This window comes from Microtetraspora sp. NBRC 13810 (assembly GCF_030268685.1).
Taxonomy (GTDB): domain Bacteria; phylum Actinomycetota; class Actinomycetes; order Streptosporangiales; family Streptosporangiaceae; genus BSRQ01.
In genome coordinates, this window is the sequence record NZ_BSRQ01000006.1 from 359278 (window position 1) to 385954 (window position 26677).

The 26677-nt window shown below is 71.1% G+C and carries 21 protein-coding genes; 13 read left to right on the forward strand and 8 right to left on the reverse strand.

Annotated features, from left to right (window positions below):
- The 4 genes from QSK26_RS15330 (at nucleotide 1) to sigJ (ending at nucleotide 3413) form a co-directional block, all read left to right on the forward strand.
- Nucleotides 1-534: a carboxymuconolactone decarboxylase family protein gene (locus tag QSK26_RS15330; protein WP_285775781.1), complete on the forward strand. Its 534-nt coding sequence runs from the start codon at nucleotides 1-3 to the stop codon at nucleotides 532-534.
- Nucleotides 531-1064 carry a carboxymuconolactone decarboxylase family protein gene (locus QSK26_RS15335; protein ID WP_285775782.1) on the forward strand — a complete coding sequence of 178 codons (534 nt, stop codon included), beginning with the start codon at nucleotides 531-533 and terminating at the stop codon, nucleotides 1062-1064. Before QSK26_RS15330 ends, QSK26_RS15335 begins: the two co-directional genes overlap by 4 nt.
- A 38-nt stretch (nucleotides 1065-1102) precedes the next feature.
- Nucleotides 1103-2080, forward strand: a complete 978-nt coding sequence (locus QSK26_RS15340) for a quinone oxidoreductase family protein (RefSeq protein ID WP_285775783.1) — start codon at nucleotides 1103-1105, stop codon at nucleotides 2078-2080.
- 448 nt (nucleotides 2081-2528) lie between these two features.
- Nucleotides 2529-3413 (forward strand): RNA polymerase sigma factor SigJ, encoded by an 885-nt coding sequence (gene sigJ, locus QSK26_RS15345; RefSeq protein WP_285775784.1) that lies wholly within the window; start codon nucleotides 2529-2531, stop codon nucleotides 3411-3413.
- 755 nt (nucleotides 3414-4168) lie between these two features.
- Here the strand turns inward: sigJ and QSK26_RS15350 are convergent.
- Both QSK26_RS15350 and QSK26_RS15355 read right to left on the reverse strand, forming a co-directional pair.
- Nucleotides 4169-4975, reverse strand: coding sequence for an SDR family NAD(P)-dependent oxidoreductase (locus QSK26_RS15350; protein WP_285775785.1), 807 nt, complete (start codon nucleotides 4973-4975; stop codon nucleotides 4169-4171).
- A gap of 123 nt (nucleotides 4976-5098) precedes the next feature.
- Entirely contained in the window at nucleotides 5099-5617 is a 519-nt protein-coding gene (locus QSK26_RS15355; RefSeq protein WP_285775786.1) for a winged helix-turn-helix transcriptional regulator, read from the reverse strand.
- An 82-nt stretch (nucleotides 5618-5699) separates the two neighbouring features.
- Between QSK26_RS15355 and QSK26_RS15360 the strand changes: the two genes are divergently transcribed.
- Nucleotides 5700-7055 (forward strand): MFS transporter, encoded by a 1356-nt coding sequence (locus tag QSK26_RS15360; protein WP_285775787.1) that lies wholly within the window; start codon nucleotides 5700-5702, stop codon nucleotides 7053-7055.
- 76 nt (nucleotides 7056-7131) lie between these two features.
- Complete coding sequence (locus QSK26_RS15365; RefSeq protein WP_285775788.1) at nucleotides 7132-8307, forward strand: cytochrome P450; 1176 nt, start codon at nucleotides 7132-7134, stop codon at nucleotides 8305-8307.
- Nucleotides 8308-8356: 49 nt separating this feature from the next.
- Here the strand turns inward: QSK26_RS15365 and QSK26_RS15370 are convergent, their stop codons facing one another.
- From QSK26_RS15370 to QSK26_RS15385, 4 genes are all read right to left on the reverse strand, one after another.
- Nucleotides 8357-11188: a vitamin B12-dependent ribonucleotide reductase gene (locus tag QSK26_RS15370; RefSeq protein ID WP_285775789.1), complete on the reverse strand. Its 2832-nt coding sequence runs from the start codon at nucleotides 11186-11188 to the stop codon at nucleotides 8357-8359.
- 83 nt (nucleotides 11189-11271) lie between these two features.
- A complete protein-coding gene (gene nrdR / locus QSK26_RS15375) occupies nucleotides 11272-11739 on the reverse strand; it encodes a transcriptional regulator NrdR (protein ID WP_285775790.1) in 468 nt (155 codons plus the stop codon).
- Between the two features lie 280 nt (nucleotides 11740-12019).
- Nucleotides 12020-12952: an NAD(P)H-binding protein gene (locus tag QSK26_RS15380; RefSeq protein WP_285775791.1), complete on the reverse strand. Its 933-nt coding sequence runs from the start codon at nucleotides 12950-12952 to the stop codon at nucleotides 12020-12022.
- Nucleotides 12953-13327: 375 nt separating this feature from the next.
- Nucleotides 13328-13621 (reverse strand): hypothetical protein, encoded by a 294-nt coding sequence (locus QSK26_RS15385; protein ID WP_285775792.1) that lies wholly within the window; start codon nucleotides 13619-13621, stop codon nucleotides 13328-13330.
- A 2063-nt stretch (nucleotides 13622-15684) separates the two neighbouring features.
- On the opposite strand from QSK26_RS15385, the gene lexA reads away from it, so the two are divergent.
- Both lexA and QSK26_RS15395 read left to right on the forward strand, forming a co-directional pair.
- On the forward strand, nucleotides 15685-16392 hold the full coding sequence (gene lexA / locus QSK26_RS15390; RefSeq protein ID WP_502888707.1) for a transcriptional repressor LexA: 708 nt from the start codon (nucleotides 15685-15687) through the stop codon (nucleotides 16390-16392).
- Nucleotides 16393-16588: 196 nt separating this feature from the next.
- Nucleotides 16589-17185: a PadR family transcriptional regulator gene (locus tag QSK26_RS15395; protein WP_285775794.1), complete on the forward strand. Its 597-nt coding sequence runs from the start codon at nucleotides 16589-16591 to the stop codon at nucleotides 17183-17185.
- 193 nt (nucleotides 17186-17378) lie between these two features.
- On the opposite strand, the gene QSK26_RS15400 is transcribed toward QSK26_RS15395, so the two are convergent.
- Nucleotides 17379-18122, reverse strand: a complete 744-nt coding sequence (locus QSK26_RS15400) for a GntR family transcriptional regulator (protein ID WP_285775795.1) — start codon at nucleotides 18120-18122, stop codon at nucleotides 17379-17381.
- A gap of 169 nt (nucleotides 18123-18291) precedes the next feature.
- Between QSK26_RS15400 and QSK26_RS15405 the strand changes: the two genes are divergently transcribed.
- The 5 genes from QSK26_RS15405 to QSK26_RS15425 are packed head-to-tail and all read left to right on the forward strand — an operon-like array spanning nucleotide 18292 to nucleotide 24031.
- Entirely contained in the window at nucleotides 18292-19548 is a 1257-nt protein-coding gene (locus QSK26_RS15405) for an extracellular solute-binding protein (RefSeq protein ID WP_285775796.1), read from the forward strand.
- Nucleotides 19549-19552: 4 nt separating this feature from the next.
- Entirely contained in the window at nucleotides 19553-20500 is a 948-nt protein-coding gene (locus QSK26_RS15410) for a carbohydrate ABC transporter permease (protein ID WP_285775797.1), read from the forward strand.
- Nucleotides 20497-21312 (forward strand): carbohydrate ABC transporter permease, encoded by an 816-nt coding sequence (locus QSK26_RS15415; protein WP_285775798.1) that lies wholly within the window; start codon nucleotides 20497-20499, stop codon nucleotides 21310-21312. Before QSK26_RS15410 ends, QSK26_RS15415 begins: the two co-directional genes overlap by 4 nt.
- Nucleotides 21313-21316: 4 nt before the next feature.
- Nucleotides 21317-22597: a beta-N-acetylhexosaminidase gene (locus QSK26_RS15420; protein WP_285775799.1), complete on the forward strand. Its 1281-nt coding sequence runs from the start codon at nucleotides 21317-21319 to the stop codon at nucleotides 22595-22597.
- 48 nt (nucleotides 22598-22645) lie between these two features.
- Entirely contained in the window at nucleotides 22646-24031 is a 1386-nt protein-coding gene (locus tag QSK26_RS15425) for a cellulose binding domain-containing protein (protein WP_285775800.1), read from the forward strand.
- 46 nt (nucleotides 24032-24077) lie between these two features.
- On the opposite strand, the gene leuS is transcribed toward QSK26_RS15425, so the two are convergent.
- On the reverse strand, nucleotides 24078-26540 hold the full coding sequence (leuS, locus tag QSK26_RS15430) for a leucine--tRNA ligase (RefSeq protein WP_285775801.1): 2463 nt from the start codon (nucleotides 26538-26540) through the stop codon (nucleotides 24078-24080).
- Nucleotides 26541-26677 lie beyond the last annotated feature (137 nt).

The following is a 26677-nucleotide window of genomic DNA, read 5'->3' on the forward strand; positions in this document are numbered from 1 at the left end:
GTGTCACGCATCCCGCTGACCCCCGTCGAGTCCCTCGCGCCCGCCGCCCGCGACTTCATGCGCCGGCGCGGTGAGCTGAACGTCTTCCGCCTCCTGGCGGGTGCACCGGAGGTGTTCGACGGCTGGAGCACGATGGTCGACGCGCAGCTCGACAGCCGCACCTTCGGCCCCCGGCTCCGCGAGCTGGTGATCTTGCGAGTCGCGTACCTGCAGCACTGTGCCTACGAGATCGCCCAGCACACCGACGTGGGCCGACACGCGGGAATCGGTGACGCGGAGATCCGTGCGCTGAGCGCCGAGGGACCCGTGCCCGGTTTCACCGGACCGGAGAACACGGTGCTGGGCTTCGTCGATGAGCTGTGCGTGACCGGCACCGTGACCCGGGAGACCTTCGCGGCGGCCCGAGCCGTGCTCGACGAGGCCGAGCTGACCGAACTGCTGCTCCTGGTCAGCCTGTACTACGGACTCGCGCTCCTGTTGAACGCCGCCGAGCCCGACATCGATGACGACGCCCGGCTGGTGACCTCCCCGTGACCCGGATCGCTTACTGCACCAGCATGTCCGGCCAGGTCCGCGACATGATCGCCGAGCGCGGGGACCTGAACGTCTACCGGGCGCTGGCCCACGCCGGCCGCCCGTTCGCCGGGTGGATGATCGCCGGCCGCGCCGCCCTGACCAGCAAGGTCGTCCCCGTACGGCTCCGCGAGCTGGTCATCTTGCGTGTCGGGCACCTGATGAAATGCCCCTACGAGATCGCCCAGCACACCCCCGTGGCCGAAGACTCCGGCATCGGATCCCGGCCACTCGACGCGCTGGCCGCCGACGGCCGCCTCGCCGACGGCGGGTTCACCCCGACCGAGCTGACCGTGCTGGAGCTGACCACCGAACTGGTCACCACCGCGACGCTGACGCCTGCCCGGATGGACCGCGCGCGAGAGCTGCTCGGCGACGAGCAACTGCTGGAAGTGCTGATGATCATCAGCCGGTGGAGCGGCCTGGCCTTGATGATCAACGCGCTCGACGTGGACATCGACACCGGCAGGCACCTCTCCCTGCCCCCCTGACCAGGACCCACCTCGAGTGAGCGGAAGGGAGGGCGAGCATGCGCGCGCTGCGCTTCGAGCGATTCGGCGGCCCCGAGGTGCTGTCCGTCGGTGACGTCTCCGACCCGGTCGCCGCCGAGGGCATCGCGGTGGTCGCCGTCAGGGCGGCTTCGGTCAACCCCTCGGACGTGATGAACGTCGCGGGCGTCATGGAGGGCACCACCCTTCCCCGCGTTCCCGGCCGCGACTTCGCCGGCGTCGTCCTGGAAGGACCCGGCGAGTGTCGCGGCGCCGAGGTATGGGGCACCGGGGGCGACATAGGGTTCACCCTCGACGGCTCGCACGCGGAACGCATGGCTCTCCCTGTCGGCGCACTGGCCCGCAAACCCGAAGCCCTGGACTTCGCCGAGGCGGCGACGGTCGGCGTGAACTTCGTGGTCGGCTGGCTCGGTGCGATCGAGACCGCCGAACTCGCCGAGGGCGAGGCCATCGCCGTGTTCGGAGTCTCAGGAGGCGTGGGCGGAGCCGTCGCACAGATCGCCCGCGCCGTCGGTGCCACCCGCATACTGGGCGTCGACCGCCGCGCTCCGGCCGACGACACCCCTGCGGCGGACATCATCGACGAGTTCGTGCCCCTGGACGACCACACCGATGTCGCGGCCGAGATCCGGCGCGTCACCGGCGGCCGGGGCGCCGACGTCGTCTACGACGCCGTGGGCGGCGTCACCACACCGTCCGCGGTGACGTCCCTCGCCCACCGCGGACGCCTGGTCGTCATCAGCGCCGCCGGCACCTCCACCGCCGAGATCGACCTCGCCGACTTCTACCACCGCGAAGCCCGGATGCTGGGCGCGGACAGCCGGAAACTGGACGCCACCGCCTCCGCCGAGCGCCTCGAACGGATCAGCCCCCACTTCGAGCGTGGCGAGTTCAGGCCGCTGCCGATCAGGCGAACCTTCGACCTCGACCACGGCCCGGACGCCTACCGTGCCGTGGCGGAGAAGAAAGTGCACGGCCGGGTCGTCATCCGCCCCTGAGGACGGAGGGCGGTTCCTCCGGTCTGTGACCTCGGGACCAGCTAGGCGAGCGGGCCGGGAAGGCGGGGCAGGGGGCCGCGCTCCCGTGACGTCGGCGTCCAGCACCCGGGCCGTGTGCGGCGACGTCACCAGGCGGGCCGCGGCCGCCTCCCCGGCCAGCCGGTCCCGCCGCCCGGGGATCACGTCGCCGTACAGCACCTTGACCGCCACCGGCCGCCCGGCGGGGTCACGGGCCGCGTAGACCACGCCACGGCCGCCCGCGCCCAGCCGCCCGGTCAGCCGGTAGTCCCCCAGGCGTCGCGGATCACCGTCGACCAGCGCCTGCCGCACGTCTCATCCCCCTGCCGAGTCTTTAGGGATTCGACGCAACCAATGGGGACAAAGTTGGCGGAGATTTCCGGCAGGGCGTCCGGCCAGGTCACCGGCCGCCATGTCACAGACTGGGGAGGTGTCCCGTCCTCATGGTGTGCACGACGACGATCTGGCCGCAGAGTTCACGGCGATCCGCCCGCGTCTGCTCGGGGTGGCCTACGGGCTGCTCGGCAGCGTGGAGGAGGCCGAGGACGTCGTGCAGGACGCCTGGCTCCGGCTGGGCCGGTCGGCGGCGCCGGAGGTCAGGGACGTCACCGCCTGGCTGGTGGTCACGGTCTCCCGGCTCGCGCTCGACGTGCTGCGCTCGGCTCGGGTGCGCCGGGAGGAGTACGTGGGGCCGTGGCTGCCCGAACCGGTGGTGGACGGCGCGGACGGGGCCGATCCCGCCGACCGGGTGACGCTGGAGGAGTCGATGAGCATGGCCATGCTGGTCGTGCTGGAGTCGCTGAGCCCGGCCGAGCGCGCGGCGTTCGTGCTGCACGAGGTGTTCGGGCTCTCCTTCGACGAGGTGAGCCGGGCGGTCGGCCGTACCCCGGCGGCCTGCCGGCAGCTCGCCGCCCGCGCGCGGCGGCACGTGTCGGCGCGCGCGCCGAGGTTCCCGGTGTCCGGCGCCGAGCATCGGCGGGTGGTGGACGCCTTCGCGCGGGCGTGCCGGAGCGGGGACATCGCGGCCCTGCTCGCCGTCCTCGACCCGGACGTGGTGCTGCGCAGCGACGGCGGCGGCGTGGTCCGGGCGGCGCGCCGGCCCATCGTCGGCGCGGCCCGGGTGACCAGGTACATCGCCGGCATACAGCGCTTCGGCGACTACCGCTTCGCCCCGACGACGGTGAACGGCTGGGCGGGGCTGCTCCGGCTCAGGGGCGACAAGCTGGCCGGGGTCTACGGCCTGACCGTCTCCGCCGGCCGGATCACCGAGATCGACGCCGTGATGAACCCCGAGAAACTGCGGAGAATCCGGTGAAACCGCGGACCCGCGTCCGTGATCGGCTCGCCTCGGTTACCCGGCGGACGCCGGATCACACAGAAAATAAAGTAAAAACCCTGCTCAGAGGGTTTTAACCCATTGTGACCCGGTCATGCCTTCAGTTAGGTTGGCCGGGTCTCGCGTTGCACGCGGGTGACCGGTTCTGCAAGCGCACACCAATCATCCGTCAAGCGCCGCGAGGGAGAGTCCGCGTGACTCACCACTCGAGCCGAAAGGAAGGAGGCAGGTAATGCGACGCATAAGGATACCCCGGCCGCAATCAGTCCGGCGTCCGGCCCCCGCTCAGGACACCAGCCCGGACCTCGACCTGCGCTCTCCGTCAGGACGCCCCCTCCCCTACTGAGCGCGTGGGCGCGCTCGGACCTTCCCCCGGGATACCTCCGGCGGGTGCCACGAGGCACGGTGACGTGTACGCCCTCACACACGACACCGCGCTTTTACGGCGGTTTTACAGGGTGGTCGGTAGTTATTCCGATATAACAGAATCATCACGCCGGGGGGGCTCAGTTGAGGAAGCTTGTGGTGGTACCACCCAATGTCACGCGACACACCATCCGTGACATCAGATCCGCGCGCCGGCACCGGCCCGCGGCCGACACCAGAGTGTCCGACACCAAGATGATCGACAAAGTGGTCGACCTGCGCGCGTGGTCCGGGCGCAACGTCATCCGGTTCCCGCGCACCGGCGGCCCCACCTCCGCCGCCTGAACCCCCCGCCGTGTCCGCCGCCCTCAGCCGAGGGCCGCGCGCACCAGCTCGTCGCTGAGCGCGCGCAGGCGGGCGCGGGCCTTCGGGTCGTACGCCTGCGGGTCGGCGCGGCTGTCGCGTGAGCCGTCGAAGTACCGGCCGGTGACCCCTCCGAGGTCGTTGACCAGGCGCAGCGTGGCCGCGCCGCCCTCCTCCAGCGAGCTGACCGGGGCGATGCCCGCCTCGCCCACCATCCCGGTGTCCATCAAGGTCGCCGGATGCAGGGCGTTGACCCGCACCCCCTCCCCGGCGAGCTCCTCGGCCAGGTCGAAGGTGAACATGATCTGCGCGAGCTTGCTCTGGCCGTAGGCCCGCCGCGCGCTGTAGCCGCGGATGAGCATGGGATCGTCGAAGTCGACGGGATGCTGCCCGGCGGAGGCGACGTTCACCACCCGGGCCGGGGCGCCGACTCTCAGCAGCGGGAGCAGCCGCCTGGTCAGGTGGAATCCCGCCAGATAGTTGACGGCGAAGCGCAGCTCGACGCCGTCCTCGCTCTCCTGCCTGCCCGCGCCGGGCCGGCCGTAGCCGATCCCCGCGTTGTTCACCAGCGCGTCGAGCCGGTCGAACCGCTCGACGAGCTCGTCGGCCATGGCCTCCACCGCCCGCAGGCCGGACAGGTCGGCGAGCACGCCCTCGGCCTGCCCGCCGAGCTCGGTCACCTCGGCCACGGTCTCCCGCAGCCGCGCGGGATCCCGTCCGTGCACGATCACCCTGACACCCGGCGCGGCGAGCCGGCGCGCGAGGAACCGGCCGAGCCCGCTCGTGGCCCCGGTGATCAATATGGTCCGCATGACCCTCCTTCGGCCGGCGCGCCACCGCCCGTGCGCACGCGATCAACGATGGTAGCCAGGACAGATGAGAGGCGGCGCCCGGTCCGGCGAGGGAGCCTGCGACCTTTACGACCTTTACCACCTTTATGGCAGCAGCGGCTCCAGCAGCCGGTGCGGCTGCCGCAGGGCGAGGGTGACCTGGTCCCGCTTCTCCCGGTCGAGGCCGGGCCCGGGACGCACTTCGATCTGCGACAACGCCGGGCGCACGCCACACGGCGGGCAGACGGCCCCCTGGTCCAGCTCCGCGCCGCAGCCGACGTGGTGGAACAGCCGCATCGGCTCCCGCGACAGGTGCCGCTCCCCCCACTTGGCCAGTGTGTACACGGTCGGCCACAGCTCCTGCCCGATTTCGGTCAGCACGTATTCATCCCGCGGCGGTGACTCCTGGTACCGACGCCGGGTGAACAGCCCCGCCTCCACCAGCATGCCGAGCCGCTGGGACAGCACGGCCCGCGGAATCTCCAGGTGGGCGAGGAAGTCGCCGAAACGGCGCACGCCGTACAACGCGTCGCGGATCACCAGCAGGGTCCAGCGCTCGCCGATCAGCTCCAGGGCCTTGGCCAGTGAGCAGTCCTGCCCGTCGTAGTTCTTACCCAGCGCCATGCCTCCACCATAGTTCATTCATCGAACCGACCGTGCTACGGTGACGCAGTCAGTTCGATGAATGAACTATGGAGATCCTCCCGTGACCCTCACCTCCGCGCCGCCCGCCGCGCCACCCCGCGCGGCGGGCGTCATCCTCGCCCTGACCTGCGCGGCTCCCCTGCTCGTCCTGATCAACTACACCGCCCCCATGGTCACGCTGCCGGACACCGCGGCGGCGCTCGGCGCCGGCGTCACCGGCCCCGCCTGGATCCTCAACGGCATCTCCCTCGGCCTCTCCGCCCTCCTGCTGGTCGCCGGCAGCCTCGCCGACGACTACGGGCGGCGCCGGGTCTACGTGCTCGGCATGTGGGTGCTGGCCGCCTCCTCCGTGCTGGTGGCGGTGGCGGTCAACACGCCGACGTTCGTCGCGGGCCGGCTGCTCCAGGGCGCCGCGAGCGCGGCCGTGCTCGCCGCCAGCCTCGGCATCCTCGGCCACAGCACGCCCAGCGGCCCGGCCAGACTCCGCGCCACCGGCCGGTACGGCGCCACGCTCGGCCTCGGCATCGCCGTCGGCCCGCTGCTGTCCGGGTGGGGCGCCACCGTGGGGAGCTGGCGGGCGGTCTACTGGGCGGTCGCCGCGGGCGCGGTGATCCTCGCCGTGGCGGCCCGGCTGCTGCCCGAGTCGCGCGCCGAGCGGGCGCGGCGGCTCGACGTCCCCGGCGTGCTCACCCTCGCGCTCGGCGTCGCCGCGCTGCTCGCCGCGATCACCGAGGGCCGGACCGGCTGGACCCGGCCGATCGTCGTCGCGTTCTTCGCCGCCGCGGCCGTCCTGCTCGTCGCCTTCGTGGTGGTCGAGAGGAGGCGCGCCGAGCCGATGATCGACCTCGGCCTCTTCCGCCGGCCGATGTTCCTCGTCTCCACCGGCGGCGCGCTGGTCACCGGCATCGCCGTGATCGGCCTGATGAGCTACATGCCCACCGTGCTGACGCTCGCCCACGACATGACCTCCGTCACCGCCGCCGCGCTCTTCAGCGTCTGGTCCGGCACGTCGTTCCTGACCGCGCTGCTGAACCGGCACCTGCGGATGGGCTCCCGCGTCCGCCTCGCCCTCGGCCTGATCCTGTCGGCCGCCGGGACCCTGCCGCTGCTCGGCGTCGCCGACCACCTCTCCTACGGGCGCGTCCTGCCCGGCCTGTTCGTGGCCGGGATCGGCAGCGGGCTGATCAACGCCTCGCTCACCCACCTGGCCATCGAGAGCGTCCCCGCGCACCGGGTCGGCATGGGCTCCGGCGCCGGCAACACCGCCCGCTACATCGGCTCCGCGGTCGGCGTGGCCGTCACGGTCACCGTCGCCGGCGTCTTCGGCCTGTCCGCCGGCACCGACGTCACCGTCGTGGCCTACGCCGTCGTCGCGGTCGCCGCCGCACTGCTCGCACTGGCCGCCCGTACGGCATAGCCGCAGCTCTTGCCCCCCGTGACGGGAAATGAGAACGTCATAGAGCGGCATCCGTGTCTGTAGAGGGGGAGCGGACATGTCAGATCTGCCCAGGCTGCCTTTCCGGCGCGGCGACGTGCTGGAGATCTCACCGGCGTTCCGCGGGCTGCGGGCCAGGGAACCGGTCGCCAGGGTCGTCACCGAGACCGGCGACGAGGCGTGGCTGGTGAGCGGCTACGACGAGATCCGGCAGGTCTTCGCCGACGACCGCTTCGGCCGCTCCCACCCCACGCCCGAGTCCGCCCCGCGGCTCTCCGCCAACGCGATGATGGGCGGCCCGTCCGGCGACTACGCGACCGAGCGGGCCGTCCACCAGCGACTCCGCCGCCTGCTCACCCCCGCCTTCTCGGCCCGCCGGATGCGGATCCTGTCCGGCCGCGTGCAGAAACTGGTCGAGGACCTGCTGGACGACCTGGTCGAGCACGGCCCGCCCGCCGACCTGCACGAGCGGTTCTCCGTCCCGCTGCCCATGCAGGTCATCTGCGAGTTGCTCGGCGTGCCGTACGCGGACCGGGCGAAGTTCCGGGCGATGGCCGACGCGATGACCGACCTGACCGACTTCGAGCACTCGGCCGCGGCCCAGACCGAGATGAACGCCTACACGTACGCGATCGTCCGGGCCAAACGCCGCGACCCGGGCGAGGACGTCTACACCGACCTCGCGACGGCGGCCCTGCCCGAGAACGAGATCGCCAGGATCGCCGGCGGCCTGCTCTTCGCCGGGCACGAGACGACGGTCAACCAGATCGACTACGGCGTCCTGCTGTTCCTACGCGATCCCGACCAGCTCGGCGCCCTGCTGCGCGACCCCTCACTGGCCGAGGCCGCCGTCGAGGAGATCCTCCGGGTGGCCGCGCCCAGCCAGCACGGCCTGGTCAGGTACGCCCGCGAGGACGTCGAGATCGCCGGCGTCACGATCAGGGCCGGCGACCTGGTCGTCCTCGCCACCGTGGCGGCCAACCGGGACGAGCGCGTCTACGACGACCCCGACCGCTTCGACATCTCCCGGCAGATCGTCCACCCGCACGTCGGCTTCGGCTACGCCGCCCACTACTGCGTCGGCGCCAGCCTGGCCAGGGTGGAGCTCACCACGGTCTTCCGCACGCTCTTCCACCGCCTTCCCACCCTGCGCCTCGCCGTCCCCGCCGACGAGCTCACCACCCACCACGACCGCCTCACCGGCGGCCTCACCGAACTCCCCGTCACCTGGTGAAACGCGAACGCCCGGCCTCCTAGGAGGCCGGGCGCCCGGTTCACCGTGATCAGCTGCAACCGCTGGTGCTGCCGCAGCCCTCGCAGACGTAGCAACTGCCCGCGGGGCGCATCTTGGTGCCGCAGGTCATGCAGAGGGGGGCGTCGGCGGTGAAGCCCTGGTGGCCCTCAAGGGTGCCCTGGCCGCGGACCGGCTCGGGGAGGGACTGCGTGACGATCTCCCTGGCCGGCTCGATCGGAGCCGACTGGGCGAGCGCCTCGGCGTCGATGACCTCCTCGGCGTGCAGCGCCGCCGGGTCCTCGCCGCGCTGCTGGGCCGCCCGCTCGGAGGCGGAGAAGACGCCGAGCGCGGCACGCTCGTCGTAGGGCAGGTGGTCCAGGGCCAGGCGGCGGAAGATGTAGTCCATCACCGAGGACGCCATCCGCACGTCGGGGTCGTCGGTCATGCCGGCCGGGTCGAAGCGCATGTTGACGAACTTGCTCACGTACGTCTCCAGCGGCACGCCGTACTGGAGCCCTATCGAGATCGCCACGGAGAAGGCGTCCATCACGCCCGCGAGGGTCGAACCCTGCTTGGACATCTTCAGGAAGACCTCGCCGAGACCGTCGTCGGGGTAGCTCGACGCGGTCATGTAACCCTTGGCCCCGCCGACCGTGAACCGGGTCGTGGTGCTGGGCCGCTGGTTCGGCATCCGCCGCCGGGTCGGGCGGGTGACCTCCACGACCTCCACGGCCGCCGCGACGGGCTCCTCCGCCTTCTCCTCGCCCTTCTTGGCGATGGACAGTGGCTGGCCGACCTTGCAGTTGTCCCGGTAGACGGCGAGCGCCTTCAGGCCGAGCTTCCAGCCCTCCAGGTAGACCTGCTCGATGTCCTCGATGGTGGCCGACTCGGGCAGGTTGACGGTCTTGGAGATGGCGCCGGACAGGAACGGCTGCGCGGCGGCCATCATGCGCACGTGGCCCATCGGGGCGATCGCCCGCTCGCCCATGGCGCAGTCGAACACCTCGTAGTGCTCGTGCCGCAGGCCGGGGGCGCCGACGACGTGCCCGTGCTCGGCGATGAACTCGACGATCGCCTCGATCTGCTCCTGCTGGTAGCCGAACTGCCGCAGGGCGCGCGGGATGGTCTGGTTGACGATCTGCATCGAGCCGCCGCCGACCAGCTTCTTGAACTTCACCAGCGCCAGGTCGGGCTCGATGCCGGTGGTGTCGCAGTCCATCATCAGGCCGATGGTGCCGGTGGGGGCGAGCAGCGACGCCTGCGCGTTGCGGTAGCCGTTCTTCTCGCCGAGCCGCAGGCACTCGGCCCACTGCCGGGACGCCTCGGCGTGGATCTTGGCGTCCATGCCGCCGAGGGTGCGCAGCTCGCCGTCCGCGTCGGCGTGCTTGCGCATGACCCGCTTGTGGGCGTCGGCGTTGCGGGCGTACCCGTCGTAGGGGCCGACGATGCCGGCGATCTCGGCGCTGCGCCGGTAGGAGACACCGGTCATCAGGCTGGTGATCGCGCCGGCGATGGCCCGGCCGCCGTCGGAGTCGTAGGCGTGGCCGGTGGCCATGAGGAGCGCGCCCAGGTTGGCGTAGCCGATGCCGAGCTGGCGGTAGGCCCGCGTGGTCTCGGCGATCTTCTGGGTGGGGAAGTCGGCGAAGGTGATCGAGATGTCCATCGCGGTGATGATCAGCTCGGTCAGCTTGACGAAGCTCGCGACGTCGAAGGAGTCGTCGTCCTTGAGGAACTTCAGCAGGTTGATGCTGGCCAGGTTGCAGGAGGAGTTGTCCAGGTGGACGTACTCGCTGCACGGGTTGCTGGCGGTGATCCGGCCGGTCTCGGGGGTGGTGTGCCAGTCGTTGATGGTGTCGTCGTACTGGACGCCGGGGTCGGCGCACTCCCAGGCGGCCTTCGCCATCTTGCGGAACAGGTCCTTGGCGTCGACCTTCTCGATGATCTCGCCGGTCAGGCGGGCGCGCAGCCCGAAGTCGCCGCCCTGCTCCACGGCCCGCATGAACTCGTCGGAGACGCGGACGGAGTTGTTGGCGTTCTGGTACTGGACCGAGACGATGTCCTTGCCGCCCAGGTCCATGTCGAACCCGGCGTCGCGGAGCGCGCGGACCTTGTCCTCCTCGCGCGCCTTGGTCTCGATGAACTCCTCGATGTCGGGGTGGTCGACGTCGAGGACCACCATCTTGGCCGCCCGCCGGGTCGCGCCGCCCGACTTGATCGTGCCCGCCGAGGCGTCGGCGCCGCGCATGAACGACACCGGGCCGCTCGCCGTGCCGCCGCTGGACAGCAGCTCCTTGCTGGAACGGATCCGGGAGAGGTTGACCCCCGAGCCGGAGCCGCCCTTGAAGATGACGCCCTCTTCCTTGTACCAGTCCAGGATGGACTCCATCGTGTCGTCCACCGCGAGGATGAAGCAGGCGCTCACCTGCTGCGGCGACGCGGTGCCGACGTTGAACCAGACCGGCGAGTTGAAGCTGAACAGCTGGTGGATCAGGGCGTGCTTGAGTTCGTGGTCGAAGATCTCGGCGTCCTCGTCGGAGGCGAAGTAGCCGTGCTCGATTCCCGTGCTGGTGTAGACGCCGACGACGCGGTCCACCAGCTGGCGCAGGCTCCACTCGCGCTGCGGCGTGCCGACCGCCCCGCGGAAGTACTTGGTCGTCACGATGTTCGCGGCGTTCACCGACCACTCGGCGGGGAACTCGACGCCGCGCTGCTCGAAGTTGATCGAGCCGTCACGCCAGTTCGTCATGACGACGTCGCGGCGCTCCCACCGCACCTCGTCGTAAGGGTGCACGCCGGGAGTGGTGAAGATCCGCTTCATGCGCAAGCCCTTGCGGTTGCGCTTCCCCCCGCGCGCCGCCGCGCCACTCACCGTCTCCGTCATGACTTCCCCCTTCCGGGACCCCCGATGGAGCCCCCGTACGTAACCAATGGTCGTGCCGCCCGTCCCCGGCGGCCGGGGTTCAGTTAGTTGATCGCCTGGTCGCCGGCGCGCTCGGCGCGCAGCTGCTCGATCTCGGCCTCGAAGTCCGCCAGCGTCTCGAAGCCCCGGTAGACCGAGGCGAAGCGCAGGTAAGCGACCTCGTCCAGCTCGCGGAGCGGGCCCAGAATGGCCAGACCCACCTCGTTGGAGGGGATCTCGGCGGCGCCCGTCGCCCGGATGCTCTCCTCGACACGCTGGCCCAGCTGGGCCAGCGAATCCTCACTCACGGGTCTGCCCTGACAGGCCCGCCGCACTCCGGCTATCACCTTGTCGCGTGAGAACGCCTCGGTCACCCCGCTGCGCTTGCTCACCATCAGCAGGACCGTCTCCTGGGTGGTGAACCTGCGCCCGCACTCGGGACACGTACGGCGGCGCCTTATGGCCGCGCCGTCCTCCGAGGAGCGGCTGTCGATGACGCGGGTGTCGGGATGGCGGCAGAACGGACAGTGCACGCGCGATCGCCTCCCTCACCGGCCCCCGAGCCCACCCCCCGCCGCCCGGATCCGCGTCAGCGGACGCTCGCGCACGCCTCACGGTGGCCCATGATGCGGTAACGGAAACACAACCTATGGTGAACTACATGGGTGTAACTACTAGATGTTGTGGTCCCAACCTAGAAGCGCGGAACCATGAACGCAAGTCGAACCTCCGGTGGCCACAGAAGTCGCTGCTCAGCCCGGCTCTCACACCATCCCCTGGCGTGTCGCGGCCCCCACAAGTATCCGCCCCCTCTCAGGGACTCGGCGCCGCGCTGTCCCGGAACACCGGGGACCCCGCCACGTAATCCCGGACACTCGTCGCAGGCCGCCCGGTAAGCAGCTCGACGTCACCGGTCAGGCGGTCGTACCGGTTCCGGGCGTGCAGCCGTGCCATCGTGACCACGTGGTCGCGCAGGTGGCCGGGCAGGTCCCAGGGGGCGAGGTCACGGTCCAGCCACTCGTCGAAGGGCACGTCCACGTAGTCGACGGGCCGGCCCAGCGCCTCGGCGTACTCCGCGGCCATGCCGTACATGTCCTGCGAGCGCGGCCCGGTCAGCTCGTACACCCTGCCCGCGTGCGTCCCCGCCCCGGTCAGCACGGCGAGGACGACGGCCGCGACGTCACCGGCGGCGACCGGCGAGGTGCGCCCGGACCCGAACGGCAGCCTGATCACCCCGCCGGCCGCGATCGAGGCGGCGGCGAAGTCGGTGAAGAACGGATGCTGGAGGAACACCGTGGCCCGAATGTGGGCGACGGGTATCCCGGACCAGTCGAGCGCCTGCTCACCGAGCCAGTGCAGCCGCTGCTGGCGTGACTCCGACCTGCCGGTGAGCGTCATCTGCGAGACGGTGAGCTGCGACATGCTGACACACGACTCGACCCCGCCCAGGGCGCGCACGACGGCCGCCATGGTGACGGCGGCCTCCAGGTAGTCCGGGGAGACGCTCATGCTGAAGAACACCCGGCGGCAGCCGTCCACGGCGGGGACGACGTCAGCCGCCCGGGTGAGGTCACCGGCCACCACCTCGGCCCCCAGGGCCCGAAGCACCTCCGCGCGCCCATCCTCCCGACGGACGAACGCCCGCACCGGCACCCCCGCCCGCCGCAACCCCTCCACCACGCTCCGCCCGACCGCCCCCACACCCCCGGCCGCACCGGTGACGAGTATCGGGCGCAGATCCGCCATCACACATCCCCCGAAACCGTCAGGGCCGCTTTTCCCGAACCCCCGGGCACGACCCCATTCAGCCCCCCAAGGGCCACCCCATTCAGCGCATATCAGTAAATACGCCAGTCAAAAGCCCCCGATCCCCCACAGGACCAAGCTCCGACCCCCCGCGAACAACCCCTCACCCCAACATAACAACGCCACCCCACGCGATAGAGACCCACGTGCAGCCCCCAACCCCATGCAAGACCTGACCATGACCACCGCCCCCATACGAGCCGCGCCTACGGCCACCAGCCCCACGCAAGATCCCCGTGGCCACTGCCCGCATACAAGGGCTTGCGCCTGGCCGCCGCCCACATGCCAGGTCCGCGTGTGGCCGCCGGTCAGGGGTCAGGCAGGGGTGGTGGCGGTGAAGGTGGGGAGGTTGGCCGGGCTCAGGCCGCCGAAGTGCCAGGTGCCGGCGGCCCAGGTGCCGAGCCAGAACACGCCGAGCGCGACAAGGATGAGACCGATGGCGACCACCACCCGCCCACGCCGGGTGAGCCGAAGCGGCGGCCTGCTGTCCCGCCCGTCGGCCCCTTTCCCCCGCAGGCCCCCGTCGGCCCCCTTCCCTCGCAGGCTGTCCCGCCCGTCGGCGCCTTTCCCCCGCAGGCCGTCCCGCACGTCGGCGCTCTGCCCTCGCAAAAGCCGTCCCTCCGACGCGGCCAGCCTCACCTGAACCGACGAGACACTTCCAACGGGTCCGCGCCGCCGCTTCCGCCGTATCCCAGCCGCGACTCCCGCCACGGACCGCCCCTCATGCCCGGCACGCTCCCCGGCCCACCGACCAGATCCGCGTCCCCGCACAGGTTCCAGCCCTGCCCCCGAACCGTCCAGAGCCCCGGCCTCCTGCCCGGATCCGGGCCGCCGCGCGAACGCACCCCACCGCGCGGACCCGCTCCGCCGCCCAGAACCGCCGCGCTCAGCACCCAGCCCCCGCCGTGCCCCCGCCTCCACAGACGCGCTCCGCTCCACAGCCACGCCCGGCCGTGCACCCCGCTCCACCCCTACGACCCGCCGTGCACCCCGCTCCGCGCCTACGCCCTGCTGTGTACTTCGCTCCACAACTACGCCCCGCTGTGCGGACCCGTCCCGTTCCACGGGAACGGGACGCTGTGCGGGAACGGAACGCAGGGACGCCCCCTCCGACATCGCCCCGCGCGACACCGCCCCACCCGAGGACCCGCGCGACACCGACCCGCCCGAAGGCCCACGCGACACCGCTCCGCCCGAAGACCCGCGCGACACCGGCCCGCCGGACTGGTCACGCGACACGGCCGAGCGCCCGGAGGATCGGTCACGTGACATGCCCGGCGCCCCCGGAGACCGGTCACGTGCCATCGGCGAAGAACCGCCGGAGAACCGCTCGTGCGCCGTAGGCGGCTGTCCGCCGGAGGAACGCTCGTACGACGCGAGCGACCCGCCCATGGAACGCTCACTCTGCGTGACCACCTCTCCGGCCACCGCACGATTCCGCGGAACGGCGGGCGGCATGGCGGCACGCGCACGCTGTGTGACCGGCCGCCCGGTCCCGGGACGGTCGTGGGGCGCGACCGGGGAAAGGGGCGGAGCGGCTTCGAGGTACGGCGGGCGGTCTGCCGGAGGGCGGTCGATCGGGGAGCGGTCGATCGGAGGGCGGGGACCTGCCGGGGATCCGGGCGGCTGTCCCTTGCGTGAGGCGGATCGCAGCGCGGCGGCACGTCGAGCCGCCGCCCGCCGAGCAGCCGCACGCCGCCGCAGCATCCTGCGCTCCTCCGCCTCCCGCGCCTGAGCCGCGCGCACAGCGGCATTCACCTGCGCCGTCCGCACCGCCGCGTCAGCCGACCCCGCCCGCACCCCAGCGTCCGCCTGCCCCGCCGCGTCCCCCGGACCCCGCACTCCCGCACGATCCCCGGCCGGCATCGCCCCATCCGCCGATGCCCGCATATCCACGTCACCCGAAACCTGGATCTCCCCACTGACCGGCGCCTGCGTTTCAGCCCTGATCGGGGTCTCGTTGCCACTCGGGGTCCGCATCCGCACGTTGGCCGGGACGCCGTCCTGGGGCGGTTGTGGGGCGTCGGGCTGGGGGTGTGCCGGGGTGGCGCTCGGGGACGGAGCGTAACGGGTGGGTGGTTTCACGGCTGGTCGCGCGTGAGACGGGATGGCATCCTCGTTCACAGTCCCGTCCTTTCCGGCGCCGCTTCTCGCAACACGGTCTTTCCCACCGCCACGCTCCGCAACACCGGTCGCTTCCCCACCACCTCTGTGCTGTGCGCCACGCCCGCCCGCGACGGCGGAATCCCCGGCGGGATCGGCCCTCGCGCCTTCGGCGACCTCTCGCGTGTCGTGCGATATAGGCGCTTTGTTCAATGCGACGGATTTGTCGATGGCGTTTTCCCGGGCCCCTGCCGGGAGTGCGCCACACTCGGTGAGCTGCTGTGCGAAGGTGGGTGATGTGCTCGTGGTCGCCCGCATGATGGCCTCCCGCGCCCCGGCCGGCCCCGAAAAATCGACCGAGTAAAGATCGGCAAATCGAACACGATGTCGATCGAACTCCCGTACGATGTTGTACACCATGCGACCGACGTTTTCGAGGACTCTCGAACAATTGTTTGAAGATGATCTTCGGGCGAGATACGGTCGCTGTGTGCGACCTGAAGACCACGGATCGGGAGGCGAGCCACGTGACACCGGGCAGCGACGGCGGGCCGCCAGGCGAGGAGGCAATCGTGAGCGGGCATGACGGCGAGGCTGTGAGCGACCTGGCGGTGCGCAAGCGCGACTCTCTCGGCCTCACCCCGAGACAGCGGAAGATCCTTGAGGTGATCCGCGACTCGGTGCAGCAGCGCGGCTATCCGCCCTCCATGCGGGAGATCGGCGAGGCGGTGCAGCTGACCAGCACCTCTAGCGTGTCCCACCAGCTCACCGCGTTGCAGCGGAAGGGTTACCTGCGCCGTGACCCGCACCGGCCGCGGGCGCTGGAGGTGCGGCTGCCCGGCGAGCCGGTCCTGTGGGTGGATCCCGACGCGGGCACGGTGGACGCGACGATCAGCCGTCCCACCGCGGCCTACGTGCCGCTGGTCGGCCGGATCGCCGCCGGTGGCCCGATCCTGGCCGAGGAGAGCGTCGAAGACGTCTTCGCCCTCCCCAAGCAACTGGTCGGCGAGGGCACGCTCTTCCTGCTCCAGGTGACCGGCGACTCGATGATCGAGGCGGCGATCGCCGACGGCGACTGGGTCGTCGTGCGCCAGCAGCCGGTGGCCGACAACGGCGACGTCGTCGCGGCCATGATCGACGGCGAGGCGACCGTCAAGACGTTCAAGCGCAAGGACGGCCACGTCTGGCTGGTCCCGCACAACCCGAGCTACGACCCCATCCCGGGTGACGAGGCCACGGTGCTGGGCAAGGTCGTCGCGGTCCTGCGCAAGCTGTGACCACCGGGGCCGCGTCCGGCCCCCGGCGAGCCGAGTGCCGCGCGACGGATCCACGCCGCGCGGCACTTCGCCTTTCCCGGCCAAGGCTCACCCCGCCGGGCGCACCCCGAGCGGCCTCCCTGGGGCACGGTGCCTCGCCGGGCGATCGCGGCACCCTGCATAGTTGACACTGACTATCCACGCCTAAGATGTGACTGTGGCGAAGACCCGTAAGGTGACCAACCCGCTGGCGCTGGCCGTTCTGGCCTGGTTGCTGGTGGAGCCGATGCATCCCTACGAGCTGGGGCGGCGGCTGAAGGAGAGCGGCAAGGACAGCGCGATCAAGTACAACCGAGGCTCGCTGTACATGGTGGTGGAGCAGCTGAGGAAGGCCGGTTTCGTCACCGAGCAGGAGACCCTGCGCGACACCCGGCGGCCCGAGCGCACCGTCTACGCGCTCACCGGCGAGGGCAGGGAGGAGCTCTACGACTGGCTGCGCGAACTCGTGGCGCAGCCGAGGCGGGAGTATCCGCAGTTCGGCGTCGCCCTCTCGCTGCTCAGCGTGCTCGAACCCGCGGACGCGGCCGAGCTGCTCGACCGGCGGCTGACCACGCTGGGCGAGGAGGCCGACGAGACCCGGGCCACCGTGCGGGCCGCCACCGAGGGCGGCGTCGCCTGGGTGTTCCTGATCGAGGAGGAGTACCGGCTCGCCCTATTGGAGGCGGAGCACCGCTTCGTCACCGGCCTCATCGAGTCGTTGCGCCAGCCCGACTACATCCGCACCTGGCACGAGGTCTTCGGCAACCGGCAGTGACGCCCCGACGGTGACGACCGACGGCAGCGCCCCGACGTGCGCTGCCCCCACTGCGGCGCCCACGGAAGTGACGCTCCAGCGATGGCGCTCCAGCGATGGCGCTCCGGCGGTGACGGCCCGGAGGTGACGGCCTGCTGCGCGGGCAGTGATGGCCCGCCGTACGGTCCCAGGGGTGTGGGCGAGGGGTGGGAGGTCAGCCGGAGTCGGCGTCGAAGTGGAGTTCTGAGGTGATGCGGTAGCGGTCGCCGCGGTAGATCGAGCGGGTGAGCTCGACGACCCGCCCGGCCGCGTCGCGGGTGGTGCGCTCGAAGAGGAGCGCGGGGGCGTATTGCGGGACGCCGAGCAGGTCGGCCTCGGTCTCGTCGGTGACGGTGGGCTCGATGGTCTGGATCGCGGTCCGCACGTCGACCCCGAACCGGGCGCGCAGAAGCTGGTAGAAGGAGCCCGACTCCATGTCCGGCGGGGTGAGGCCGGAGACGAGCGCGTGCGGCAGGTGGATGCGCTCGATCGCCATCGGCTCGTCGTCCACGACGCGCAGCCGTACCACCCGCAGGACGGGGTCGGCCGGTGAGACCTGGAGCCGGTGCGCGAGCCTGGCCCCGGCGGGCGCGGACTCGAACTCCAGCACCCTGCTGAGCCAGTGGCCGTCGGCGGGCGGCGCGTAGAAGGAGCTGGTCGCGGTGGCGGCGAGCTGCTGGGTGACCTTGCGCGGGCCGATGAACGTGCCCCGGCCGTGCTCGCGCACCAGCATGCCCTGACGCTCCAGATCGTCGATCGCGGCGCGGAGAGTGGGGCGGGAGACGCCCAGCTCGCGGCACAGGTCGCGCTCGGAGGGGATCGCCTCGCCGGGGCGCTTGTCGCCGATGAGGTCCAGGAGGTAGTCCCGGACCCGGTCGCGCTTGAGGCCGGCGCGCGCGTTGAGGGCCGATGTGCTCACCCCACCAACCTTACCAGTTATTAACCAGTGAGACCGTTCCACCGGGCCACCCGCCCGCCCGCACCGGCAAAATCCCGCAGGACACCCCTTGACGACCGAACTGGTAAAGACCACCCTTGGCTCAACCCGCCTTAGAGCTTACCAATACCTTACCAATCGAGGAGACGTCATGCGACACGTCTCGGGACTGCTGTGCGCGGTCCTGCTGCTGGGCGGCCTGACCGCCTGTGCCACGGAGCCGAGTGGAACCGCGCAGGAGGCGCCGTCCACGCTGGACGTCTGGGTGATGCGCGACAGCGCGCCGGACACCCTGATCGAGCAGGTCAACGCCGAACTCCGGGCCGCCCATCCGGGCCTGACCGTCAAGGTGCAGGTGCTCGACTGGGAGGGCCGCGACGTCAAGTGGAAGACCGCGCTGGCCGGTGACAACCCGCCCGACGTCCTGGAGATGGGCAACACCGACGTCCTCACCTACGCCGCCTCCGGCGCGCTCGCCGAGGTGCGCCCCGACGCCTTCGAGAACTCCGGCACCTGGCTCAAGGGCCTGACCGACGCAGGGACCTACGAGGGCAGGCTGTACGGCGTGCCGTACTACGGGGGCACCCGGGTCGTCATCTACCGCAAGGACCTGTGGGAGAAGGCGGGCCTGAAGGACGAGCCCGGTTCGCTCGCCGAGCTGCGCGAGGCGGCGAACGCGCTCATCAGGGCCAACCCGGCGGAGGACTTCTCCGGCCTCTACTTCCCCGGCCGCTACCAGTACGCCGCGCTGCCGTTCGTGTTCGACACCGGCGGCGCGATCGCGGTCAAGGAGGGGACCGCCTGGAAGGGGCAGCTTTCCACCCCGCGGTCGCAGCAGGGGCTGCGGAACTGGGCCGACCTGGTCAGGGAGGTCTCCAAGGCCCCGCTCGACGTGGACACCGACGGCAACCGGTTCGTCGACGCGCTCGGCCAGGGCCACACCGGCATGATCATCGGGCAGGCGTGGATGATGCGCGGGCTCACCGAGAAGTACCCCGACCTGGCCGGGCAGCTCGGCGCCTTCCCGGTGCCGGGCGTCAACGGCACCATGCCGGTCTTCATCGGCGGCTCCAACCTGGTGCTCTCCGCGGGCGGCGACGCCGCGGCGCCCGGCACCGAGTGGATCAGGCTGATCACCGGGGCGAAGCACCAGGCCACCCTGGCCGGGTCGGGCCTGCTGCCCAACAGCACCAGCCTGGCCGGCGCGGTCGAGGGCGTGACCGCGGTGCAGATGACCGCCGCCGCGAAGAGCTGGTTCACCCCGCAGTCCACCCAGTGGTCCAACGTGGACAACGCGCAGGTGCTCCAGGACATGTTCCAGGCCATCGCGAGCGGACAGAAGACCGTCGCCGAGGCGGCCGCGACCGCCGACGGGAAGCTGGCCGAGATCCTCAACGCCGCCGGCTGATCCCGTGACCCTCACCCGCGTCACGCACGAAGCCGTCGCAGCCGGCCCGGACCGCCGGCGCAGGCCGCCCCCGCGGTCGCGGGCGCTGCCGTACCTGCTGCTGCTTCCCGCCGCGCTCGGCATCCTCGGCACGCTGGTCTACCCGGTGGTCCAGCTCGTCGCGCTGTCCTTCCAGCGGCAGAACCTGGCCGACCTGATCCGGCGCACCACCACCTGGGTCGGCCTGGACAACTACCTCCGCACCCTCACCGATCCGCAGTTCTGGACGATCCTGCCGCGCACGATCGCCTTCGCGCTGGTGTGCGTGACGCTGACGCTGGTGATCGGCACGCTCTGCGCGCTGCTGCTGAAGGCGGCGAGCCCGTGGGCGCGGCTGGCGTTGTCCAGCGGGCTGGTCGTCGCCTGGGCCACACCGGTCTTCATCGGCGCGGTCATCTGGCGCTGGCTGTTCGACAGCGAGTTCGGCGTGGTCAACTACCTGCTCACGCGGGCGGGGCTGTGCGACTGCCGGGGGTACGGCTGGTTCCTCGGCGGCACGCAGGCCACGGCGGTGCTGGTGGTGATCGTCGTGTGGGGCGCGGTGCCGTTCGTCGCGCTGTCGGTGTACGGCGGGCTGCTGACGGTCCCGGCCGAGCTGCACGAGGCGGCGCGGGTGGACGGGGCGAGCGGGCCGCGGGTGTTCTGGCGGATCACCCTCCCGCTGCTCCGCCCGGTCTACGTGATCCTGATCGTGCTCAGCCTGATCTGGGACATGAAGGTCTTCCCGCAGATCTGGTTCACCACCAAGGGCGGGCCGTACGAGTCGACCGTCATGCTCGGCGTCTACATCTACAACAAGGGGATCAACGCCTCGCAGTTCGGCGCGGCGTCCTCGATCGCGGTGCTGATGACCCTGATGCTTCTCGGCCTGGCCTGGTTCTACATCCGCACGCTACGCCAGGAGGCCAGATGAGAAAGGCCCTCGTCAACACTCTCGCCCTGCTGACCTGCGCCTTCTTCGTCTTCCCCGTCTACTGGATGGCGACGACGGCCCTCAAACCGGACGAGGACATCCTGCGGCACACCCCCGAACTCGTCCCCGACCCGATCTTCTTCGACAACTTCCGGCAGATCCTCACCGCGGACGGCTTCTGGAACGCCCTGCGCAGCTCGCTCCTCGTCACCGGCGCGGTCGTGCTCGCCGGGGTGGCGGTGTCGTTCCTCGCGGCGGTCGCGCTGGCCCGCTTCCGCTTCCGCGGGCGCACCGCCTTCCTCCTCGCCGTGGTGATCGTGCAGATGATCCCGGGAGAGGCGCTGTTCATCCCCTTCTACCTGACGCTGCGCGACGCGGGCATGCTCGGCACGTACGCCGGGCTGGTCGTGGTCTACCTGTCCTTCACGTTGCCGTTCGCGGTGTGGATGCTGCGCGGCTTCGTGCTGAGCGTGCCGGTGGAGCTGGAACAGGCGGCGATGGTCGACGGCGCGAGCAGGTTCCAGGCGTTCAGGAAGGTGGTCTTCCCGCTGGTCGCGCCGGGGCTGATGGCCACGTCGGTGTTCTCCTGGATCACCGCGTGGACCGAGTTCACCTACGCGTACGTGCTGCTGGACGACCCTTCCCGGTACACGCTGCCGGTCTACATCCAGTCCTTCATCGGCCGCTACGCCACCGACTACGGGCCGCAGATGGCGGTGGCGACGCTGTTCACGCTGCCGGTGGTGGTCTTCTTCCTGATCATCCAGAGACGCGCCGTCGCGGGGCTGTCCGCGGGCGCAGTGAAGGGGTAGTCGCGTGCTCATCCCGAGACCGCTGATGCTCACCTCGGCCGGCGGCGCCGTACCGCTCACCGGCCGTCCCGTGCGACGGGAGCCCGACGACCCGGGCCTCGGCCCCGAGGGGTACCGGCTCGACATCACGCCGGAGGGCGTGCGCCTGACCGGCGGCGGGCCCGCCGGGCGCTTCTACGGCCTGCGCACCCTGGACCAGCTCGGCCCGCGGGCGCCGCGTCTCACCGTCGAGGACCGGCCGCGGTTCGCCTGGCGCGGGGTGATGCTGGACGTCGCCCGGCACTTCATGCCCAAGGACTTCGTGCTGCGGCTGATCGACCTGCTGGCCCTGCACAAGCTCAACGTGCTGCACCTGCACCTGACCGACGACCAGGGCTGGCGGCTGGAGATCAAACGGTATCCCCTGCTCACCGAGGTCGGGGCGCGGCGCGGCGGCGGTTTCTACACCCACGAGGACGTCAGGGAGATCCTCGCGTACGCCGCCGAGCGGTTCGTCACCGTCGTACCGGAGATCGAGATGCCCGGCCACGCGCAGGCCGCCGTCGCCGCCTACCCCCGGCTGGGCAACCAGCCGGAACGGCGGCTCGACGTCTGGGACGGCTGGGGGATCAGCGAGCATGTGCTCAACCTGGAGGAGCCGACGATCCGGTTCTGCCAGGACGTGCTGGACGAGGTGGTGGACCTCTTCCCCGGTCCCTACGTGCACGTCGGCGGGGACGAGTGCCCGACGCGGGAGTGGGAGCGCAGTCCCGCGGCCCGGCGGCGGATCGCCGAGCTGGGGCTGCCCGGCCCGGCGGCGGCGCGGGCCTGGTTCATCGGACGGATGGCCGCCCACCTGGCCGAACGCGGGCGGCGGCTCGTCTGCTGGGACGAGGGCGACGACGTCTCGCCGGACGCCGTGCTGATGGCGTGGCGCGACGCGGAGCCGGGCCCGCGGGCGGGGGCGGAGGTGGTGCTCGCTCCGCACCGGCACACCTACTTCGACTATTACCCCTCCGGCGAGCCCGGCCAGCCGCCCGCCCAGGAGGGCGTGGTGTCGCTGGCGGACGCCTACCACTTCGCGCCGCCCGCCCGGCGCGGCGTGCTCGGCGTCCAGTGCCAGCTGTGGACGGAGTACATGCCCACGCCCGAGCACGTGGAGTACATGGCGTTCCCCCGGCTGTGCGCGTTCGCCGAGGTGGCCTGGGGTAGCGCGGGCGACTTCCCCGACTTTCTCACCCGGCTCCCCGCGCATCTGGACCGCCTGGCCGCGCTCGGCGTCAACCTCGGCCCGGTGCGCACCTGATCCGCGAAAAGCCCCGTGCAGAACCCCCCAACCCCGGAAGGAGCACGCATGTCCTTACGCAAGGTCCTGACCGTCTCGATCCTGGCCGCCCTGGTGGCCGCGGGCGGGCTGATCCGCTCGGCGGCGGCCGACAGCGGGCTGCGGGTGCAGTACCGCACCACGGCGACCGGTGGCAGCGCCTACGAGATGCAGCCCTGGTTCAAGATCGCCAACTCCGGTTCCGCTCCGGTGCCGCTGGCCGAGCTCAAGATCCGCTACTACTTCACCGGCGACGGCGCCGCCTACACGTTCTCCTGCGCCTGGGCCGTACCCGGGTGCGGGAACGTGACCAGCAGGTTCGTCACCCTGTCCGCGCCGGTGGCGGGCGCGGACCGCTACCTGGAGATCGGCTTCACCTCGGGGTCGATCCCGGCCGGCGGCGACACCGGGGACATCCAACTCCGGGTCTACCGCTCGGACTGGCAGAACGTGAACCAGGCCAACGACTACTCCTTCGGCGCGCAGAGCGGTTACGCGGACTGGGCGAAGACCCCGCTCTACCGGGCCGGCGCGCCGGCCTGGGGCACGCCCGCGGTGACCGAGCCGACGGGGCCGCCCGGCACGCCGACGCCCACCCCGACCGTGCCGCCCGGGGAGCGCACCGAGCTGTTCGACGACTTCTCCTACACCGCCAACAACGACTCCCGGATCCAGGCCCGCGGCTGGACGGTGCGCACCAACGCGGGCGGCCCCGGCGTCCCCGGCGCCTCCTGGCCCGCGTCGAACGTCACCTTCCCGTCGATCGGCACCGGCAACCAGGCACTCACCCTCACCGCCACCACGAACGGCACCTCGGCCGGCACCAGCCAGGCCGAACTCTTCCACCAGCGCAAGTTCTTCGAAGGCACCTACGCGGCCCGGGTGCGCTTCTCCGACGCGCCCACCAGCGGGCCCGACGGCGACCAGATCGTCCAGACGTTCTTCACCATCACCCCGCTCGCCTTCGACCTCGACCCCGACTACGGCGAGATCGACTTCGAGTACCTGCCGAACGGCGGCTGGGGCACCGGCGGGCCCATCATGTACGCGACGACGTGGGAGACCTATCGCAACGAACCGTGGCTGTCGGACAACACCTACACCACGACCGGTCAGAGCATGGACGGCTGGCACGACCTGGTCGTCCAGGTGTCGGGCGGCAACGTGACCTACTTCATCGACGGGCAGCAGTTCGCCCAGCACGGCGGCAGGTTCTACCCGGAGACCCCGATGTCGATCAACTTCAACCACTGGTTCATCAGCGGCGGCCTCGGCGGCAGCGCCACCCCGCGCAGCTACGTCGAGCAGGTCGACTGGGTCTACCACGCCAAGGACGAGGTCGTCTCGCCCGCGGTCGTGCAGTCCCGGGTGACCGGCTTCCGTACGGCGGGCACGGCCTGGAAGGACGACGTCTAGCGGAGAAGCACGGAGGCCCCGCCGGGCGGCGGGGCCTCCGTCCTCGTCACGGGACGATGTTGACCAGCTTGGGCGCCCGGACGATCACCCTGCGCGGAGCGCCGTCGAGCAGCGGCTTGATCTTGTCCGAGGCCAGGGCGAGGGCCTCCAGGTCGGCTTCGGAGATGTCCGGGGAGACCTCCAGGCGGTCCCGGACCTTGCCCGCCACCTGGACCACGCAGGTCACCGACTCCTGGACCAGCAGCGCCGGGTCGGCGACCGGCCAGCCCGCCTTCGCCACCGACGGCTGGTGACCGAGGCGCTCCCACGCCTCCTCGGCGGTGTAGGGCGCGACCAGGGACAGCATGACCGCCAGCGTCTCCGCGGCCTCGCGGACCGCCGGGTCGGCCGGGCCGGCGCCCGAGTCGATCGTCTTGCGCGCCGCGCTGGTCAGCTCCATCATCCGGGCCACCGCGACGTTGAACCGGTGGGACTCCACAAGTCTGGTGACCTCGTCGATGGTGCGGTGCGTGAACCTGCGCAGCTCCAGGTCGCCGGCCGCCGGGTCCGTGCCGGGGGCGGCCTGCACCTCGGACATCACCCGGAAGGCGCGGGCCAGGAACTTCTGCGACGCGGCGGGCGAGACGTCGGCCCAGTCGATGTCCTCCTCCGGCGGACCGGCGAAGATCATGGTCAGCCTGACCGCGTCGACGCCGAACCGGTCGATCTGCTCGCCGAGGTCCACGCCGTTGCCCAGCGACTTGGACATCGCCTTGCCCTGGTTGATCACCTGGCCCTGGTTGAGCAGCCGCGTGAACGGCTCGGTGAAGTCCACCATGCCCATGTCGTGCAGGACCTTGGTGAAGAACCGGGAGTAGAGCAGGTGCAGCACCGCGTGCTCGACGCCGCCGACGTACTGGTCGATCGGCCCCCACTTGCGCACCTGCGCCACGTCGAACGGGCCGTCCTCGTAGCCCGGGGAGCAGTAGCGCAGGTAGTACCAGGACGAGTCGACGAAGGTGTCCATCGTGTCGGTGTCGCGCTGGGCCGGACCGCCGCACTTCGGACACTCGACGTTGACCCAGTCGGACGCGCTGGCCAGCGGGGACACGCCCTTCGGCGCCAGCGCCTCGCCGCGCATGTCGGGCAGCGTGACGGGGAGCTGCTCGTCGGGGACGGGCACCTCGCCGCAGTCCAGGCAGTGGATGATCGGGATCGGCGTGCCCCAGAAGCGCTGACGGGACAGCAGCCAGTCGCGCAGCCGGAAGTTGACCGTCGCCCGGCCGAGGCCCTTCTCAGCCAGGATCCTGATGATCGTCTGGATCCCGTCGGCCTTGGACAGCCCGTCCAGCGGCCCGGAGTTGACCAGCGTGCCCTCGCCCGCGGTCGCCACCCCGGTCTCGCCCGGGTCGGCCAGGCCGGTGTGCACGACGACCCGGACCGGCAGCTCGAACCGCCGGGCGAAGTCGAGGTCGCGCTGGTCGTGCGCGGGCACCGCCATGATGGCGCCGTGGCCGTAGTCGGACAGCACGTAGTCGGCGGCCCACACCGGCATCCGCTCGCCGTTGACCGGGTTGATCGCGTGAACCCCGAGGAAGACGCCGGTCTTCTCCTTCTCGGTGGACAGCCGCTCGATGTCGCTCAGCTTGGCGACCTCGGCGCGGTATGCCTCGAAGGCGGCCCGCTGCCCCTCGGAGACGATCTCCTCGGCCAGCGGCGCGTCCGGGGCGACCACGAAGAAGGTCGCGCCGTAGAGGGTGTCCGGGCGGGTCGTGTAGACCGTCACCGGCTCCTCGCGGCCCTCGATCCGGAACGACACGTCGGCGCCCTCGGACCGGCCGATCCAGTTGCGCTGCATGGTCAGCACGCGCTCCGGCCAGCCGCCCTCCAACTGCGCCATGTCGCCCAGCAGCCGGTCGGCGTACTCAGTGATCTTGAAGTACCACTGGGTCAGCTCGCGCCGTACGACCTCGGCGCCGCACCGCTCGCAGCGGCCGGCGACCACCTGCTCGTTGGCCAGCACCGTCTGGTCCTGCGGGCACCAGTTGACCAGGCCGCCCTTGCGGTAGGCCAGGCCGCGCTCGAAGAAGCGGTTGAACAGCCACTGGTTCCACCGGAAGTACTCCGGGTCGCTGGTGTGCAGGCGGCGCGACCAGTCGAAGCTGACGGCGTAGCGGCGGAAGGAGTTGGCCTGGGTCTCGATGTTGGCGTAGGTCCACTCGGCGGGGTGGGCGTTGCGCCGGATCGCGGCGTTCTCGGCGGGCAGGCCGAAGGAGTCCCAGCCGATGGGGTGCAGCACGTTGTAACCGCGCTGGAACCAGTAGCGGGCGACCACGTCGCCGATCGCGAAGACCTCGCCGTGCCCCATGTGCAGGTCGCCGGAGGGGTAGGGGAACATGTCGAGCAGGTAGCGGCGCTCACGCTGGTCGGCGTCGTCCTCGCCGGCGCGGAAGGGGTCGAGCCGCTCCCAGCGCGGCTGCCATTTGGCCTGCAACGCCTGCGGATCGTATTGCTCGCTACGCTCACTCACGGTTGTCCCTCGGTTTGGTTCTGGAATGTCGAGCCCGTCGTCGTCCCATGAAGAAGCCCCCCGCCGTGCACGAGGGGCCGGCCGCGCCGTCGAGGAGCCAGCGAGTCAGCTCGACCGGCGCGGCCCGCTAAGAAGCA

Excerpts from the sequence above, each read along its gene's own strand:
- QSK26_RS15340 (WP_285775783.1), top strand. The coding sequence starts at position 1,103 with ATGCGCGCGCTGCGCTTCGAGCGATTCGGCGGCCCCGAGGTGCTGTCC.
- QSK26_RS15350 (WP_285775785.1), bottom strand. The coding sequence starts at position 4,975 with ATGCGGACCATATTGATCACCGGGGCCACGAGCGGGCTCGGCCGGTTC.
- QSK26_RS15355 (WP_285775786.1), bottom strand. The coding sequence starts at position 5,617 with ATGGCGCTGGGTAAGAACTACGACGGGCAGGACTGCTCACTGGCCAAG.
- QSK26_RS15365 (WP_285775788.1), top strand. The coding sequence starts at position 7,132 with ATGTCAGATCTGCCCAGGCTGCCTTTCCGGCGCGGCGACGTGCTGGAG.
- QSK26_RS15370 (WP_285775789.1), bottom strand. The coding sequence starts at position 11,188 with ATGACGGAGACGGTGAGTGGCGCGGCGGCGCGCGGGGGGAAGCGCAAC.
- QSK26_RS15380 (WP_285775791.1), bottom strand. The coding sequence starts at position 12,952 with ATGGCGGATCTGCGCCCGATACTCGTCACCGGTGCGGCCGGGGGTGTG.
- QSK26_RS15405 (WP_285775796.1), top strand. The coding sequence starts at position 18,292 with ATGCGACACGTCTCGGGACTGCTGTGCGCGGTCCTGCTGCTGGGCGGC.
- QSK26_RS15415 (WP_285775798.1), top strand. The coding sequence starts at position 20,497 with ATGAGAAAGGCCCTCGTCAACACTCTCGCCCTGCTGACCTGCGCCTTC.
- QSK26_RS15425 (WP_285775800.1), top strand. The coding sequence starts at position 22,646 with ATGTCCTTACGCAAGGTCCTGACCGTCTCGATCCTGGCCGCCCTGGTG.